General features: G+C 67.7%; 12 protein-coding genes. 5 read left to right on the top strand and 7 right to left on the bottom strand.

From position 1 onward, the window contains the following. Positions 1-308: 308 nt before the first annotated feature. The 5 genes from ACJMKX_RS13700 to ACJMKX_RS13680 all read right to left on the bottom strand — a co-directional run bounded on the left by ACJMKX_RS13700 (position 309) and on the right by ACJMKX_RS13680 (position 6025). Entirely contained in the window at positions 309-2330 is a 2022-nt protein-coding gene (locus ACJMKX_RS13700; protein ID WP_405226429.1) for a CocE/NonD family hydrolase, read from the bottom strand. Continuing rightward, complete coding sequence (locus ACJMKX_RS13695; protein ID WP_405226427.1) at positions 2327-3661, bottom strand: ATP-grasp domain-containing protein; 1335 nt, start codon at positions 3659-3661, stop codon at positions 2327-2329. The genes ACJMKX_RS13700 and ACJMKX_RS13695 overlap by 4 nt, the downstream gene beginning before the upstream one ends. Before the next feature lie 96 nt (positions 3662-3757). After that, entirely contained in the window at positions 3758-4558 is an 801-nt protein-coding gene (locus tag ACJMKX_RS13690) for a hypothetical protein (protein WP_405226424.1), read from the bottom strand. Between the two features lie 16 nt (positions 4559-4574). Further along, positions 4575-5117, bottom strand: a complete 543-nt coding sequence (locus tag ACJMKX_RS13685) for a hypothetical protein (RefSeq protein WP_405226422.1) — start codon at positions 5115-5117, stop codon at positions 4575-4577. 191 nt (positions 5118-5308) lie between these two features. Continuing rightward, positions 5309-6025: a winged helix-turn-helix domain-containing protein gene (locus tag ACJMKX_RS13680; RefSeq protein ID WP_405226420.1), complete on the bottom strand. Its 717-nt coding sequence runs from the start codon at positions 6023-6025 to the stop codon at positions 5309-5311. A gap of 175 nt (positions 6026-6200) precedes the next feature. Between ACJMKX_RS13680 and ACJMKX_RS13675 the strand changes: the two genes are divergently transcribed. The 3 genes from ACJMKX_RS13675 to ACJMKX_RS13665 all read left to right on the top strand — a co-directional run bounded on the left by ACJMKX_RS13675 (position 6201) and on the right by ACJMKX_RS13665 (position 12297). Further along, positions 6201-8375: an ATP-binding protein gene (locus ACJMKX_RS13675; RefSeq protein ID WP_405226417.1), complete on the top strand. Its 2175-nt coding sequence runs from the start codon at positions 6201-6203 to the stop codon at positions 8373-8375. A gap of 255 nt (positions 8376-8630) precedes the next feature. Continuing rightward, positions 8631-10214: a hypothetical protein gene (locus tag ACJMKX_RS13670; RefSeq protein ID WP_405226414.1), complete on the top strand. Its 1584-nt coding sequence runs from the start codon at positions 8631-8633 to the stop codon at positions 10212-10214. A 193-nt stretch (positions 10215-10407) separates the two neighbouring features. Beyond that, positions 10408-12297, top strand: coding sequence for a hypothetical protein (locus ACJMKX_RS13665; protein WP_405226412.1), 1890 nt, complete (start codon positions 10408-10410; stop codon positions 12295-12297). A gap of 68 nt (positions 12298-12365) precedes the next feature. On the opposite strand, the gene ACJMKX_RS13660 is transcribed toward ACJMKX_RS13665, so the two are convergent. Both ACJMKX_RS13660 and ACJMKX_RS13655 read right to left on the bottom strand, forming a co-directional pair. Continuing rightward, positions 12366-13001, bottom strand: a complete 636-nt coding sequence (locus ACJMKX_RS13660; RefSeq protein WP_405226410.1) for a hypothetical protein — start codon at positions 12999-13001, stop codon at positions 12366-12368. 22 nt (positions 13002-13023) lie between these two features. Further along, on the bottom strand, positions 13024-13314 hold the full coding sequence (locus ACJMKX_RS13655; protein ID WP_405226407.1) for a DUF5640 domain-containing protein: 291 nt from the start codon (positions 13312-13314) through the stop codon (positions 13024-13026). 140 nt (positions 13315-13454) lie between these two features. Between ACJMKX_RS13655 and ACJMKX_RS13650 the strand changes: the two genes are divergently transcribed. Both ACJMKX_RS13650 and ACJMKX_RS13645 read left to right on the top strand, forming a co-directional pair. Beyond that, positions 13455-15455 carry a tetratricopeptide repeat protein gene (locus ACJMKX_RS13650; RefSeq protein WP_405226404.1) on the top strand — a complete coding sequence of 667 codons (2001 nt, stop codon included), beginning with the start codon at positions 13455-13457 and terminating at the stop codon, positions 15453-15455. 101 nt (positions 15456-15556) lie between these two features. After that, positions 15557-16633 (top strand): SMP-30/gluconolactonase/LRE family protein, encoded by a 1077-nt coding sequence (locus ACJMKX_RS13645; protein WP_405226402.1) that lies wholly within the window; start codon positions 15557-15559, stop codon positions 16631-16633. Positions 16634-16833: the final 200 nt, after the last annotated feature.

Raw genomic sequence — 16833 nt, 5'->3', positions numbered from 1 at the left:
ATCGGCGTTGGCCCGTCAGCCGGTGGGCAAGGGTCGCGGGGACGCTCACTCGGACGTCCTGTCCTCCCTCGCTTCGGCCAGGCCTCCTTCCCGCCCTCATGGCTCCAGTCGGCCCGGACGACCCCGCAACCCTTGCCCACCCGCTGACGGACCCGTAACCGGAAGGTCTGGCGCCAGTCAGCAGGCGCTGCTGACCGGCGCTTCCTTCACGCCACCGCGAGGCGGCCGTCATGCGGGGGTATCCATCGCCGCGACCTTTTGTCGGGAGCAAGATGGATACCCCCGCAGGGCGGCCAGGAAAGAACCCGTCAGACCAGGTCGCGTTCTATGGCTTCGTCCCAGTTGCGGCTGAACACCCGCTTGTCGCCTTCCCAGGCATCCAGCGTGGCGGTGACGTGGAAGTGCGTCGGAGTGGAGGTAAGGATCGTGCGGGTCTCCGTGCGGATGCGCCAGTCGCCGCGGGCCAGGCTGCGCTCCCAGTAGGTCTCGCCGCGAGCCGTGGCGACGTCGTCCGCTCGCGAGCTGTACCACTCCAGGGCCTTCGCGCCGACCTCCAGATCGATGTCCCGGATCACGTAACGGCCTGCGTCGTTGATGACCTCCAGCGTGGAAACGTCCCGGGCGAGATCGGTGTGCACGATCCAGTTGTGATGGCCGCCGTCGATCACCCGGCGTTCCAATGGCGGTGTGCCCGCCGGCTCACCGAAGCCGTGCAGCTCATCGTCTTCGGGCCGCGGCGGGCGCACCGGCAGCGACAGGCTGCTGCCGGCCACGTGCAATTCGATGCGCGCCGCTTCCGGCGCCGGCCATGCGAGCGGCCAGTACGACGTGGAGACGGACACCCGCAGGCGGTGGCCGGCGGGGAAGCGGTGGGCCGCCTCGTTCAGTTTCACCCGCACCCGGTAGTGCCGGCCGGGTTCCAGCGGCTCCGGCTCCTCGCTGCTGTTGCGGTGGGTCAGATTCAACAGGCCGTAGGTGACCCGTGTGGCCTTGCCGTCCGGCAACACGTCGGAGAGCCGCACGGCCAGCATTGCCACGGGACGATCTGCTGAGACCTCCAGTTCGGCGACCGGCTCGCCGAGGATCTCCACGTCCTGATCCAGAGGATCGGTCTGGAACACGAGCGCGCCGCCGTCCTCGTGGCGCTGGTCGTGGGCGAGATCCGGGCCGGCCGCGTAGGAGCACCATTTGCCGGCGAACAGCCCCACCGTGAGCGGCGACTGCAGGCCGATCGCGTAGGGCTCCACCTCCGTCTCCGGCGGCCGCAGGTGATGGCGGGTGAAGCGGTAGCGACGCTCGGCCACGTTCGGCGACGGCCAGGCGGGCTCGCCCACCCAGCGGCCGGGGCGCTCCAGGTACATCGTGGTGGGCGGTACGCTGTCCTGCATCCAGGCCTGCAGCATGGGCTCGTCCATGATGCCGGTGTCCACGCCCTTCAGCCACTGGTCCCACCAGCGCAGCATCTCGCCCAGGAAATCGATGGCGGGACCGGGTATGCCGATATGGGGATACTTGTGGCTCCAGGGGCCGATGAGGCCCTTGCGCGGCACGTCCAGATTCTCGAGCAGCCGGAATACGGCGTTGGAATAGCCATCGGTCCAGCCGCTGACGGCATAGACGGGGCAGCGGATGGCACCGAAGTCCTCGCACACCGACCCGTGGCGCCAGTAAGCGTCGCGGCGCTGATGCCGGAGCCACTTGGCCAGCCACAGGCCGCTGCCTTCGAGCCGCTGGAACCACATGTCGCGCCAGCGCTCGCCCACCAGCTCCGGGTCCGGCGGCATCGTGTTGTAGGCGAACATGGTCGAGGCCCACGACAGATTGTCGCCCAGCAGGCAGCCGCCCATGTGGTGGATGTCGTCGGCATAGCGGTCGTCGGTGGAACTGAGCGTGACGATGGCCTTCAGCGCCGGCGGCTGCATGGCGGCGATCTGCAGGCCGTTGAAGCCCCCCCAGGAGATGCCCATCATGCCTACGTTGCCGTCGCACCAGGGCTGTTCGGCGATCCAGCGGATCAGCTCGCAGCCGTCGTCCAGCTCCTGCTGCAGGTACTCGTCCTCCAGCACGCCTTCGGATTCGCCGCTGCCACGGAGATCGGCTCGGATGCACGCATAGCCGTGGCCGGCCATGTAGGGTTGGGCAAGCGCGTCCCGCGCCGCGGTCCCGTAGCGCTTGCGGTAGGGAATGTACTCCAGGATCGCCGGCACGGGGCGCTCCGCCGCATCCTCCGGCATCCAGATGCGCAGCGCCAGACGCACGCCGTCCGGCATCGGCACCTCCACGTTCTCCAGCTCGCGTACCCGATGGGGCAGTTCATCGACGAATTTCATGCAGCGTCCTGTCCTGTCGGTTCCACTTCGAAGCTCAGCATTGCCATGCAGTCGCGGTACTTGTGCAGCAGCTCGCGCTGATTACCGGCGCCAAGGAAGAGGTCGCCGAGTTCGTAACTGTAGCTGTCGTAATGATGAGAGTCTCTCAAACGCTCGCCGGGTTCGGCCAGCGGCCGGAATCGCGCCTCGGGATAACGGGCACTCACGCGGTCGAGTTCTGCCGCTGTCGGCATGGCGCGCACGATGCCGTCGTCGCAGAAAACCCTGACCATGAACTTGGCGGCCACCCGATACTCGCCCTGCCGCTGCGGGAACCGGGGATCCTCATCCAGCGCCAGGTCCACTGCCACAGACTGGTGGGAGGCGCCGTCCACGAGCCGGAACAGCGGACAGTGAGACTTGGAGATGCGGGCATTCACCTCCAGCAGGCTGATCCGGTCGGTCTCCGGGTGCCAGTAGAACTCCATGTTGAAGGCGCCGCAGTCGTAGCGGAAACGCTGCATCACTTGCTCTGCGGCGTGGATCATGCGTGCCTGGACCCGGCGCGGCAGGCCGGACGGGTACTGATAACGGGAGAAGCAGGAGCGGTGGCGTCCCGTACGCACGGAATCGACGACACCGTAGATTTGCACAGCTCCCTGATAGGCGTAGCCCTCCAGCGTGCACTGCCGGCCGGCCGAGATGATCGCCTCGGCGATGCACCAGTGCCCGGTCACCCGCCGGATCTCGCAGGGAACCTCGACGTGCTGCAGATACTCATCGAACGGCCGACCAAAGAAGCCGATCTTGTCGCGGATCTCCGGCAGGTGGGCACGCAGGTCTTCGGGACCGTTGATCAGGAAGCCCAGCCGCGACGAATGGGCCTTCACCGGCTTGATCCAGAACGGGTAGTCCAGCTCGATCAGGGCAGCCGGATCGTCGGCGAACGGATCCACGGCCTGGAACGCGGGCACCAGCTCCGGCACCACCGCCCGCTGTTCGATGCGCGACCAGTACTTGTGCTCGCAGCGGGCGATCGCCTCGTTGCTCGGGCCGGGTAGACCTCGGGCATTGCGCAGCACCCCGGCCATGGCGCTGGAGGGGAAGTCCCAGAAAGCGATGATGCCGTCGACGGAGCCGCCGTGGCCGTCCAGCTGTTCCTCGGCCTGGCGCCTCAGCGCCTCGAAGTGAAACTCGCCGTTCTCCGGCCGCACGATCTCGTCGTAACCGAGCAGGCCGACGAACCGGCAGGCCTCCGCCTCGCGGATGGACCGCAGCTCGCGTTTATTGAACTCGTCGAGCCCGAGGACGAAGACGTTGCGCATCGTTTCACTGTGGACCCCGGCGCGCATACGACACCACCGTGGAGACCACGTACGAAGACACGTAGGAGGGGCTTTAGCCCCGATTCCTCAGCCGAGTCGGGCCTGAAGGCTCCTACATCCTCTTCAGAACGACCAGCTCACCGATCCGCCGATACCCCAGTCGGGACTGCCGTCAGACAGGCCGGCCAGGGCGTAGACCTGCGCGCCGAGCCGCGGCGAGACCTCGGTGTCGAAGAACACGGAGACCTCGGTCGCGGCATCGCCGCCGTCAATCAGCTCGGGCCGGTAGCTCACGAGTGTGCCGATGCGATTGTCACGGCCTGCCCACAGCGCAACGCCGCCGGCGACGAACCAGGTGTCGTCCAGGTCCAGTCCGGCGGGATCACCCCGCCACTTGTAGCCGACGGTGCCCATCCACATGACGTCCCGCTGGAAGACATAGCCGTCCAGCTGCAATGAATAGTCGCTCTCGCCGGTACCCAGCCCCGTATCCTCGTCGGCCGTGCCCAGCTTCACTTTGGCGGTGACATCGAGCACGGCGTTGTCGCTCTCTGCGAGTCCGAGCCAGGTCCCCGACAGCAGGACATCACCGATGCCGCTGTCCGACACGTCGTCACCGCTTCCCACGATCACATCGCCGCGACGTCCGATGATGGAGCCTTCGGGCGCGCTCACGTAGGCGTATGGCACCGTCGCGCGCAGCGAAAACTGCTCACCGGTCCAGGACAGTGTGACCGGAACGTAGATGTCGTCGATATCGCTGGCGCCGCCGTAGTCGCCGGTGGTGTACTCGGCGCCGACGGTGAGGGTCGTGCGACCCTCCTCCGCCAGTGCCGTGCCGGCGGTGCCCGCCAAAGCGAGCACCGCCAGCATCGTCGACACCACCGCCGTCCGGCCCGCGCACTCAGCGTGCTTGGCATTCATAGCGGCACTCCGTTGCTTACTCGGTCTCAGGCAGCGTCACGCCCTGTTCGCGGGCCCGCTCCATCATCTGCTCTCGATGCTCGGCGCGGATGCGTTCGCGCTCCTGCTCCGACTCCGCATTGCTGAGCCGGGCGCGGTAGCGTTCGCGCTCCTGCTCGGTCATGAGACCACCCGCGAAGATGCCCTTGCCTTCGTCATCCCTATGAATCCGATCCCGATCCCGGTCACGGTATTGATCCTTGGCCTGGTCCGGGTCCTGATCGCGATCGCGATCCTGGATCTGATCCTTGTCACGATCACGATCGCGGTCGCGGTCGCGATCCTGATCCTTGTCGCCGGCCATCGCGTAGTCGCGATCCTGCAGACGCTCACGTTCCATCAGGCGATCGCGGTCCATGGCCCGGTCCCGGTCCATCTGGGCATCGCGCGCTACAGCGCCGCGTTCCGCGCCAGAACCCTGCCCGCCGCTGCCGGCACCCTGCATGTCGGCCGCCGCAATAGCGGATCCGGCGAGCAGCGCCGTGGTGGCGAGTCCTACCAGAAGATTCCTGGTACGCATGATTCAACCCTCCATGTCACTCTTCCGTGCTCCCTCGCAGGGTCCATTGAACGCCTCAATGGAACATCCGTGAATACGTAGAATTGGAAGGGGTCTCGGTGTCAACGTCGAAGCCCCTGCTGCGTTACCAAAGAATGTAGGAGGGGCTTCAGCCCCGATACAGCCGATCGCAATCGGGGCTGAAGCCCCTCCTACAGGGGGGCGACGTGGGACGTCAGCTTGTAACCCGCGCCGCGGACGGTCTTTATCATGCGCGGTGCACGAGGGTCGTCGCCCAGCTTGCGCCGCAGCTTGCCCACCAGCACGTCGACGCTCCTGTCGTAGGGCGTCCAGTCCCGTCCCGCCACGATCTCCAGGATCGCATCGCGGCTGAGCACGCGTCCGGCGTGGGATGCCAGTGCCGCCAGGAGTTCGAACTCGTGGCTGGTCAGTTCGACCGGCCTTCCTGCCGGATCGGTCAGCTCCCAGGCCGCAAGATTCAGCGTCCAGCCGTCGAAAATCAGTACCGAGCCATTGTCGGCGTCATGGTGTTCCGACGGCATGACGCGTCTCAGGATGCTGCGCACCCTTGCCAGCAGCTCGCGCTCGTCGAAAGGCTTCGTCATGTAGTCGTCGGCGCCGAGCTCCAGTCCCACGATCCTGTCCACCGGATCCCGCTTGCCGGTCAGCATCAGGATGCCGATATCCGAACGCGCGCGGAGCTCCCGCGCCAGGCTCAGCCCGTCCTCGTCCGGCAGCATCAGATCCAGGATGACCAGCCGCGGCTCCTCCAGAGCCATCATCTCGCGCATGTCCCGGGCCGAGCCCGCGGTGCGTACCGGGTAGCCTTCCGCGGTCAGGTAGCGGGACAACAAACGGCACAGACGGGGGTCGTCGTCCACGACGAGAATGCTACTCGCCCTGACCATGCGGCCTTCTCCCGGCTCTGTGGGATGGGAATCCAGTATGTCCCATTGGCATGGGATTTCTATCGCGATTTATGCGGACCCTGCGGATGGCGCGAATCAGGGTACGGGTTCAGACTGGCCGGAAAATCGGCTGCCGAACCGGCTGGAGGGCGGAGACAGACCGCAGGACCCCGCAGTGGCGGAATACAGGCGTATAGCCCTGCTGATACTCACGATGACCGTCGTCGTTACGGTGGCCACGGCAGTCTCCATAGGCGTGCTCTACGACACCGCTTTCGAGCGCCAGCGTCAGCAGCTCGTGGACAGCGCACACACGCTGGCGCGGCTGATCGAGCAGATGAGCGAGTTCGACCAGCGCTACCGGCACGATTACCCCGGCTCCGCGGCGGAGGCCACCCTGGCCCAGATCCGACAGGCCTTCACCCACGAGCACACCATACGCGGCTCCGCCGAGGTGACCCTCGGGCGGCGCGAAGGCGACGACATCGTGTTCCTGATGCGCCACCACCACGCCGTGGGCGGCCCGCCGGCCCCGGTGCCCTGGGGCTCGTCCTTCTCGCAGCCCATGCATCGCGCGTTGTCCGGGGAGAGAGGCACGATGATCGGCAGCGACTATCACGGCACCCGCGTTCTGGCCGCCTACGATGCGGTGGATGTCCTGGGGCTGGGCGTCGTCGCCAAGATCGATCTGGCCGAGATCCGCGCCCCGTTCTTCCGTGCCGGCGCCCTCGTCCTCACCGTCGCGCTGGCGCTGATCGGGGCCGCCACCCTTCTGTTCCTGCGCCTGGGCAATCCGATGGTGCGCGCGCTGCACGAGCGGGAGGAGCGGCTGCGTCTGATCCTTGCCTCAACCGGCGAAGGCATCTTCGGCATGGATCTGGATGGCCGCTGCACCTTCGCCAACCGGGCCGCCGTGCACCAGCTGGGTTACGGCGGCGAGGCCGAACTCCTGGGCCGCGACATCCACGAGCTGATCCACCACACCCACCCCGACGGCAGTCCCCACCCCAGGGACGAATGCCCTGCGGCCCGCGCCATCTCCCACGGCGAATCGCTGCAGCTCGACGACGAGATGCTGTGGCGCAACGACGGCACCGGCTTCCCGGCGGAGTACCGCACGCGGCCCATGCGCCGCGACGGCGAGATCATCGGTGCGGTGGTCAGCTTCGTGGACACGACCGAGCGCCGGGAGCGGGAACTGGAACTCGCACACGCACGGAAGATGGAGGTACTGGGCAGGCTCACAGGCGGTATCGCGCATGATTTCAACAACCTGCTCACCGTCATACTCGGCAACCTGCGGCTGCTTAAGCGTCGTGTGCGCTCCGGCGATACCGAAGCGGCCGAGCTGATCGACGATGCGGTTTCGGCGGCAGAGGACGGCAGCGGCCTCATCCAGCAGCTGCTGGCCTTCTCGCGCAAGCAGACCCTGAAGCCGGAGACCATCGACCTCGGTGTCTTCCTGCGCGACAACCGGCGCTTCCTCGAGCGCGTGGCCGCAGACGGAGTGGAAATCACACTCGACACCGACACCGGATCGCTGCCCGTGCAGGCGGATATCCAGCAGCTGCAGAGCGCGCTGCTGAACCTGACCATCAACGCCAGCGACGCGATGCCGGGCGGCGGCGGACTCCGTATCGCGGCGCGGCGGGAAGAGATCCGCGCCGGCAGCAGCCTCGACATGGCCAGTGGTCCCTGCGTGACGCTGAGCATCACCGATACGGGCGAAGGCATGAGTGCCGAAGTGCTGGCCAGAGCGATCGAGCCGTTTTTCACGACCAAGGGCCCCGGCAAGGGCAGCGGACTCGGCCTCAGCATGGTCTACGGCTTCGTCCGCCAGTCCGGCGGCGACCTGCGCATGGACAGCGAGCCTGGCGGCGGCACGACCGTCACCCTGTATTTCCCGGAAGCGGCGGAAGCGCAGCCGCATGACGACACCGTGCGGCCGGCGGGGCCGCAGGCGGCTCCCGCCGAGACGATCCTGGTGGTTGAGGACGAGGCCAGGCTGCGACGCTACGCGGCGCGCACGCTGTCCGCTGCCGGCTACCGGGTACTGGAAGCATCCGGAATCGTCGCGGCTCGGGAGCTGCTGATGAAGCAGACGGAAGTCGCGCTGCTGTTCACCGACATCGTCATGCCCGGCGGTACGAGCGGCCTCGAGCTTGCCGACTGGGTCGGCCGTCATTACCCGGGCACCGGCATCCTGCTCACCACGGGCTACAGCGACCAGGCCGCCCGCGCCGTCGACGGCGGCTACTCCATCCTTTCGAAGCCTTACGGCGAAACCGACCTCCTCGCCGCCGTCCGGCAGGCTCTGAGCGATTCGCATTCCGTCGCCGCGCCCGGTTGACGGCGCTTACAAAAGTTTACAACGGAATTACGCACCCTTTACTCACGGTGGCGCCGCCCTTTAAACGCCGGCCCTAGCATGGAACCCAGGAGGCAAGGAGAAGGTGCCATGCGCGAAAATCGAACAAGACGGCGCGACACGACCACTTCCTCGCTTCACCTCCGGCCGCGGTGCTCCGACCCCTTCGGGGGACGCCAGCTGCAGCGCCCCGCAGCATCCGCCCGCGGCAGGCATTGGGGGCAGGAGGAGCCTGTCATGAAGAAACAAGGAATCTGTTACGTGCTGACAGCGATCCTCGTCGGATTGTTCGCATTCAGCAGTGGCGTCATGGCCGAACGGCCACCTGGCGTCGGCGGCGGCAACGGCGGAGGTCACGACAGCGGCAACGAGCCGCCGGACTACGGCGACCTGTTCATCCTGTATCGGGATGAGTGGGGCGTGCCGATCCTGACGGCCGGCGATTGCCAGCAGCCGCTGGCAGCCGAGACTTTCGAGGGCTGCATCCAGATCCCCGGCACGACCGACGAAGCGGACTGCCGCATCGTCCCGGTCGATCCGACTACCTGCTCGGCGGAAGGTCCTTATTCCATCTACACGCAGGAAGTCGATTTCGGCCGCATCAACGAGGCGAGATCGCCGGACACCGTGTTCGAGTCGCAGCTCGAAGAAGCAAGGCTGACGCTGGCGACTGCGGGTTGCCTCAGCCTGGATCCGGCCGGCCGGCCGGTGGCGTCCAGCGTGATCGATCCGGACCCGACCGTCGAGGGCGACGAGTACGTGGCGACTTCCACCATCGACTCGCCGCTGCAGCACCTGGCCATGTACCGGGCGCTGATGCTTGAAGGTTCGCTCGGCGACAACATCATGCTGCCGCGCGGCGACTGGATGGCCGCGGCTGCGACGAGCCTCGGCGCAGCGGCGGACAAGTCCGGATTCGTCGGCGTGGACCTCGTGGTCTACCTCAACGAGATCCTCGGGCTGACCGAGGAATCTGCGAACGCCATGCTCGACACACGCTGCATCGACGTGAAGGAAGAAGTGATGGGCGTGATCCAGCACGTGCGCAAGTGCTTCCTGGATTTCTCCGCCTACACCTACAACCGGTTGGCAACGTTCGGCGACCTGCCGTATCCCGCCTACATACCGGCGGGCGATCCGCAGGACGGCTGGTTCGAGTACCTCTGGGAATACGACCCGACGCCGTACTTCATGATCGAGACCGGCCCGATCCTCGCGGCCGTCCCCGAACTGACGGACAGCTACGACGGCTCGAACATCGGCGCATTCGCAACCGCCGCCGATGACAGCCGGGCAGTGATCGACTTCTTCCACACCTGGCCGGTGCCGGGCGACTACGCCACGCCGGTGCCCTGTGAGGCGAGCGCGGACGTCTACTACGACGTCTCGATCAGCGCCGACTCCGGGCTGCAGGTGCCGAAGCGGATGGTGGCCGACACCGAAGGCCGGGAAGGCACGCTGACGGTCGCCAACGCGGGACCCGCTGACGCGACCGGCTTCGTGAAGCTGACCGGCATCGACAGCGACGGCGCGGTGGTAGGACCGCTGTACCTGATAGACGGCGGGATCGTCACCGAGACCGAAGTGTTCGCCGGAACCGAGTACACCGAACCGTTCACTCTGGCGGCCGGTTACTCCACCAGCTGGACGTTCTTCTTCAGCATGGATTACGCCACGACCATCGAATGGAGGGCCGAGGTGATCGCCGAGGATGACGTCAACGGGATGAACGACGTGGTCAAGGAAACCACCGTCGTGACGGCCGTAAAGGCCGGTGGTGGCGGCGGTGGCGGCGGCAGCGGCGGAGGCCGCAACCGCTGATCGGCCTCTCCCGGGAACGGAACCGCCAGGGACGGCACGGCCAGGGAAGGCGGCTCCAGGGACGGGGCTCCAGGTGAGGGTCAGCCGGGCCAGGGAGGAGCCCTGCAGCTGACCTCACCGACGGCCGGGGAGCGGTCACAGACCCTCCCCGGCCGGTCTACGCCGCAATGATGCCGGCAAGGGGTATCCCACAATGAGAACACACAAGCTTTACATAATGATGCTGGCCGGAGCCGTCACCGTGCTGACCGCCCTCGCGGGCACCGGCCTGGCGGGCGACCGCTCCGACCCGTCCTGGCAGGTCGTGGTCAACAACGGCGACGCCATCCCCGGCCATCCGAACCGTACCTACAACAGCTACAACCCGCCTTCGGTGAACAGCAACGCCATGGTGGTGTTCCGCGCCCGCAGCACCGGAAGGCAGCGCGGGCCGATCAGCGGCATCTACGTCCGCGACATGGGCACGGCAGGCTCGGCAATACGCCGGATCGCCGACCGCGACACCGCGGTGCCGGACCCGAACAACACCGAATATCCGGCGGGCGGCGGCGGGAGCCACGGCGACGATGGCGGCAGCCACGGCGGCGCGGGTGACACCCATGGCGGCGGCGGCGGACACGGCGGCGGCGGCGGAGGCGGCCCGGACTGGCTCCTGGCCACCTTCAACGAGTTCCCGTCGATCCCCCGCATCGCGCTGCACCGCGACGCCGTGGCCACCCGCGGCAACCATCCGCCCGTGTGGACGTACGGCGAGGAAGAGGACGAGTCCCGCGCCGGCACCACCGGCGTGTACTTCAATCCGGCCGCCGGCGACCCGGCAAGCGCACTGCGCACCGGCGCCAGCCTGCTCGGCGAGGTCGGCCCATCCGACTACGTGGACCTCACGTATCTGTTCGCCGTGCCGGATCTGGCCGCCACCACCCGCTTCGAGGTGTTCCCGGGCTCGCCCGCCGTCACGGACGAGGGCTACATCGCCTTCAAGGGCAACTACACCGATCCGTCGGACGGCGAAGACAAGACCGGCGTGTTCTACCGCAAGGTGGCGGACGACTATGCCGGCGGCCTGGAGCCGATCGCACTGATCGCGAACTCCGATACGCTCATCCCGAATCACCGCTACTGCCGCGGCGACATCACCTTCGACTCCACCGCGCCGCCGAGCGCGGCCCGGGGCCGCGTCGTCTTCGTGGGCTACGACAACGAGGACGACCCCAGCTGCGGCGGCATCTACCAGTCCGAGCTGGGCCGGCCGGCGGCGCCGCTGCGCACGCTCGTCGGGCTCGACGACAAGGTGCCGGTACGCGGCGCAGGCCGATTCACCCGCATCGGCGAAGGCCTGTCCTTCGACGGCCGCTTCGTCGGCTTCTGGGGCGCCTGGGGCGACGAGACCCGGACGCTGCGGCTGTACTGCCCCGAGGAAGGCAACCGCATCCGGCGCGACTACTGCAACCATGCCGGCGACTTCGCGGACGGCCCGGACGGCGAGATCAACGGCGACGTGCACAGCGTGTGCGACGATATCGACGATCCGCTGTACCCGCGCTGCTACCAGCAGAAAGAGGTGTCCGTTAATCAGGGCATCTTCGTCTACGACACCCGCACCCGGCGGCTGCGGCTGATGGCCCGGGCCGGTGCCGGCGAAGACTACGAGGACTTCATCTACTGGAATTACTCGGGCGCCCCGCCGGGTGCCGGCGAGAGCGAGGGCTGCGGCAAACCGCCGCGCTTCCGTTCCGCCGCGTTCGTGTCCGTGTCCGAGCGGGCCGGCGCGACGTTCCGCGTCGCGTTCCAGGGCCGCCGCGCAGGGTCGACACCGGTGGACGGCATCTACCTCGCGGAGGCACTCGGCGCGTCACGGGCGAACACCGTCACCCTGCTCGAGACCGGATGGGCAGGCACGCTGCTGGATCCGCAGGCCGTGGACCCGGACTCCGCTGAAATCCTGCCGATCACCGGTCTCGCGCTGGAACGCGAGGCCTACCGCAACGGCTGGCTCGCCGTGACCGCGAGCATGGGCACGGAGGAGGCCGGCTGGGCCGGCATCTACCTGGCCGATCTCCGCGGCCGCCGCCCTGCCCGCTAGAGGAAACTGTAGGAGGGCCTTCAGGCCCGATCGGCATATCGGGCCTGAACGCCCTCCTACATGCCCTCCTAGCGGCTCATTTCCGCGAGATGGCGCGTGAAGGTCGGGTTCTTTCGTACGGGTAACGAACGGGCATACGCAATGATCTTGCAGATGACCCAGAACACGCCGGCGGTGAGGCCGCCGGCTATCGCCGCCGTGAACAGCGCCTCGCCGAAGCCGGTGCCGTCCTCGCCGTAAGCGAGGAAGAAATACAGCAGCGCCAGAGCGCCACTGGCGATCAGGAACAACCGCTTGGGGAACAACTCGTCCCTGGCGGCTTTCGTGTGCTCGTAGTGCTGCCCGGTATTGTGGTTGTAGGCGCGCCAGTAGGAGCCCCAGTCGGAGCCGCCGGTGAACAGCAGGTACAGGCTCAGCTTGTGGCCCTGCTTGCACGGCACGAGGAAGTCGACGAGCTCGATGGCATGCTCCTTCCCCTCTTCGTCCGTGAGATAGATGTTCTGGTACCGTGTGGTCTTCGACTGCACCTGGCCCGAGACCGGCATGTTGCCGCCGGTTCCGCCCACGGTCATGCCACCGCCGCCGCCGAACGACCCGCTGACCTCCGTTTCGGAGCGGGTATCCGTGCTGTCCACCGTGCCGGTGCGCACGCGTATCTCCCAGGACGCCCCCAGGGTCTGGCCTTGTGCTACCTGTTTCGACATATCGTCTCCTCCTCTCCTCGGTCTAGTCCGCCTGCCGTACGAGTTCCTGGCCCATAGGGCCGTACAGCCGGTCTTCTCGCTTCTTCAGCACGACGGTTCCCTGGGGACTGGTGACCAGCACCCGGTCGCCGTCCACGGTGTATTCCGCGGGGACGCTGGCATCGAGCACCGAGACAGTGACGCGGCCGTCGTCGCGGAACTGATAGGTGGTCTCCGCCTGGCGGTCCTGCCAGGTACCGCTGATGGCGGCATCCCGGCAGCCGCCGGTCCCCAGCGACAGCAGCAGGCAAAGCGTCGTCAGGGCTCGCTTCATCACACTCCCCCACGGAACCAGCATGGATCGTGGCCCCGGCACCCTCGCCGCCGCATCGACAGCTAACGGGTTTTTGGGTCAAATAGAGGCGATTGAGGGCGGATAAGCCCGAAACCGCGCCATAACGAAGAACGAGAGCGGTGACTTCATCCGGACAGGAAAACCAGCGCAGGCGGGGCATACGCGCCTCCCGGGCCAGGCTGACCCGGGCGCTGACCGATGCCGGGCTGCGCACCCAGGCGGCGCTGGCGGAGCGGATCGCGGACCTGGAAGGGCTCGATTCCGCGCCGAAGGACATGGTCAGCCGCGCGTTCCGCGAACTCCCCGTCGAGCTCCAGACCCTGGAGCGCATCGCCCGCGCGCTGGAGGTGGAGGCATGGACGCTGTACCGCAGCGCCGACGAGGAGGCGCTGCCGAAACCGTCGGCGGCCGCCGATGCCCGGGCCGCTCCGCGGCCGGCCTGGCTCGCGCTCTCGGTGATCCTTTCCATGGCGGCGCTGGCCGGCGTCGGCTGGCTGCTGATGCAGCGCGAGTCCGCGCCCGCCGATGCGCCGTCCGCGTCAGCGCCGCCCCCGCTGACGCTGGGCGCCGCGAGCCTTGTGGTGATGCCCATCGGGGGCGATACGGATGCCCGGCTGGCGAACCTGCTGCGTGAGCTTCTGAGCGAATACTTCGCCGTCGCCGAGGGCAGCGCCACGGTGCTGGTCCGCGCCCTCGACCCGGCGGAGGCCGCCGAACGCCTGCGCACCGATGCTGCCATCGACGGCGAGTTCGTCCGCGTCGGCCGCCTGGCCGGACTGCGCTTCGGGATCGTGGCCGACGACGGCGTGCGCCATCAGCTTTGGGCGGAGAGCCTGCCGGCGGCGCAGCTGGAAACATCCCTGCCCGCGGTGGCGGAGCGCGTGACCGCGGCCGTACGTCGGGCGGTCGGCGGAGTGGATGACGGAGAACGGGCCGGCCCGCACTTCCCCCTGGCGCCGGTGCAGGACGACTACCTCCAGGGCCGGTACTTCCTGGATCGCCCCGCCAACGAACTCAACGTAAAGCGCGCCCGCAGCCACTTCGAGGCCGCGCTGCGCCAGGACGCGAACTACGCCCGTGCCCACGCCGGACTGTGCCAGGCGCTGCTGACCGAACACTGGATGGGTAATGAGGAACGGGCGCTGGAGGATGCGGCCCGCACCTGCGGCCAGGCGCTGCAGCTCGCACCGGAAGACCCGGCCGTGCGGACCGCTCATGCCCACTTCCTCAGCCGCACCGGACGCAACGATCAGGCCATGGCATTGTACGAGGAGATCCTGACCGATCGACCGAGCTACACGGACGCGCTGGCCGGCCTGGCCGCCAGCCGCCTGCAGGCCTATCGGCAGGACGGAAAGGAGGCCATGCTGGAGAGCGCGATGGCCGCCGCGCGCGCAGCCGGCGACAGCGATCCCACCGTTTGGAAGCCCCTGTTCTCGCTGGCCACCATGCGCTGGTTCGCCGGTGACCTGGACGGCGCCATCGCGGCCAGCGAAGAGGCGATCGCGCGGGACGAGAACGAATACGTGCTGGGCAACCTGGGCACCTGGTACGTCTGCCGCGGCGACTTCGAGCGCGGTCGCGACGCCTATCTCCGCGCCCGCGAACTCGCGCCCCAGTCCTACGTCGGCGACGAGTTCCTCGGCCTGGTCTACTACGTGCTCGGCGACTACGAGCGCTCCGCGGAGCTGAGGCAGCGGGCCATCGACGCTATTGCCACCGGCGAGCCCGAGATCCACCAGATGTGGGGTGCGCTCGCGGATTCCTATCGACACTCGGGGGAAAACGCAAAGGCGCGGGAGGCCTATCTGCGCGCCGCCGAAATCCTGGAACGCGACCACTTGCGAGGCACCGCCCCGGCGGCTGACCAGGCCGCGCGGGCATACTACTACACGATGCTCGGCCGGCTGGATCCCGACGCCGTGCCGGATACCGTCATGGACGAGATCGACGCCAGCCTCGAGGCCATGACGGACGAGCTGAACGACGCCACCGCCTACCGCCGCCTGACGCAGGTATGGCTCGCGCGGGGCGAGAAGGAACGGGCACGGCAGGCGCTGTCGAAGGCGACCGCCACCTGCCCGGGCTACGCCCGCTTCCCCGATTTCGCGGATCTGTAGGAGGGGCTTTAGCCCCGATCCATTACACACAAATCGGGCCTGAAGGCCCTCCTACATCAACGGCGTTATACTGGCCGCGGCCTTACGGGAAGGGGGATCCCATGCTCCGATTACTGCTCGTGCTGCTCGCAGCCGCCGTGCTCTACCTGCTGACCTGGCCGGTCCCGGTGGATCCCGTCGCCTGGGACGCGCCCGAGGACGCCGGCTACAGCGGCGACTTCGCGGCCAACGATGCGCTGGCCGATCTCGAGCGACTGGAGATCGCGCCGTACCACGGGCCCGAGGACGCGGTGATCGACCGGGTCGGCAATCTCTACACCGGCACCGAGGACGGCAGGATACTGCGCATCGCCGCCGCGGACGGTTCGATATCCGTCTTCGCCGAGACCGGCGGGCGCCCGCTCGGCCTGGAGTTCGACGCCGACGGCAACCTGCTGGTGGCCAACGCCTACCTGGGCCTGCAGAGCGTGGATGCCGGCGGCGCCGTCACGCTGCTCACCAACGAGGTTGACGGCTCTCCCATCCGCTATGCCGACGACGTGGACGCGGCGCCGGACGGGCGTATCTACTTCTCGGATGCCAGCACGAAATTCGGCGCGGCTGACTACGACAGCACCTACGGCGCGAGCCTGCTCGACATCCTGGAGCACGGCAGCCACGGCCGCGTGCTGGTCTACGACCCCACCACCGGGGAGACCGGCACCGTAATGGCGGGGCTCGACTTCGCCAACGGCGTGGCGGTGGACCCCGCCGGCCGCTTCCTGCTGGTGGCCGAGACCGGCACCTATCGGGTGCTGAAGCACTGGCTGGCAGGGCCAAGCGCCGGCGAGACGGAGATCCTCGTCGACAACCTCCCCGGCTTCCCCGACAACGTCAATCCCGGGCTGGACGGCCGCTTCTGGGTGGGGCTCGTCTCGCCGCGCAGCGCCCAGCTGGACTCGCTCTCCGACAAGCCATTCCTGCGCAAGGTAGTGCAGCGCCTGCCCGAGGCCATGCGCCCGGCCGCCGAGCCGTCCACCCACGTCTTCGCCATCGACGCCGAGGGTAACGTGCTAGCCAACCTGCAGGGCGATGGCACGGAACTGCAGGCCGTCACCGGCGCCCTGGAAACGCCGGATGCGCTCTACCTCACGTCGCTGTTCGGCACGGCGCTGGGCAGGATCAAACGAGACTGGTAGGAGGGGATTTATCCCCGATTCATTTTCGACGGATCGGAATCGGGGCTGAAGCCCCTCCTACATGGCCCTCCTACATGGTCCTCCTACATGCAGGATTTTCCATCCGCCGTGTAAGGGTTGCACGCCGGGGCCCGCCGCCGCTCCCACAAACCCGCCACGGCGGCGCGGGCATCCTGGCATCACAGTTGCATGCTAGTCCA

It is taken from the genome of Lentisalinibacter sediminis (assembly GCF_040706615.1).
GTDB classification, from domain to species: Bacteria; Pseudomonadota; Gammaproteobacteria; order Steroidobacterales; family Woeseiaceae; genus Lentisalinibacter; species Lentisalinibacter sediminis.
The sequence above is the reverse complement of the archived record's forward strand: the minus strand, read 5'-3'. Positions and strand labels throughout refer to the sequence as shown.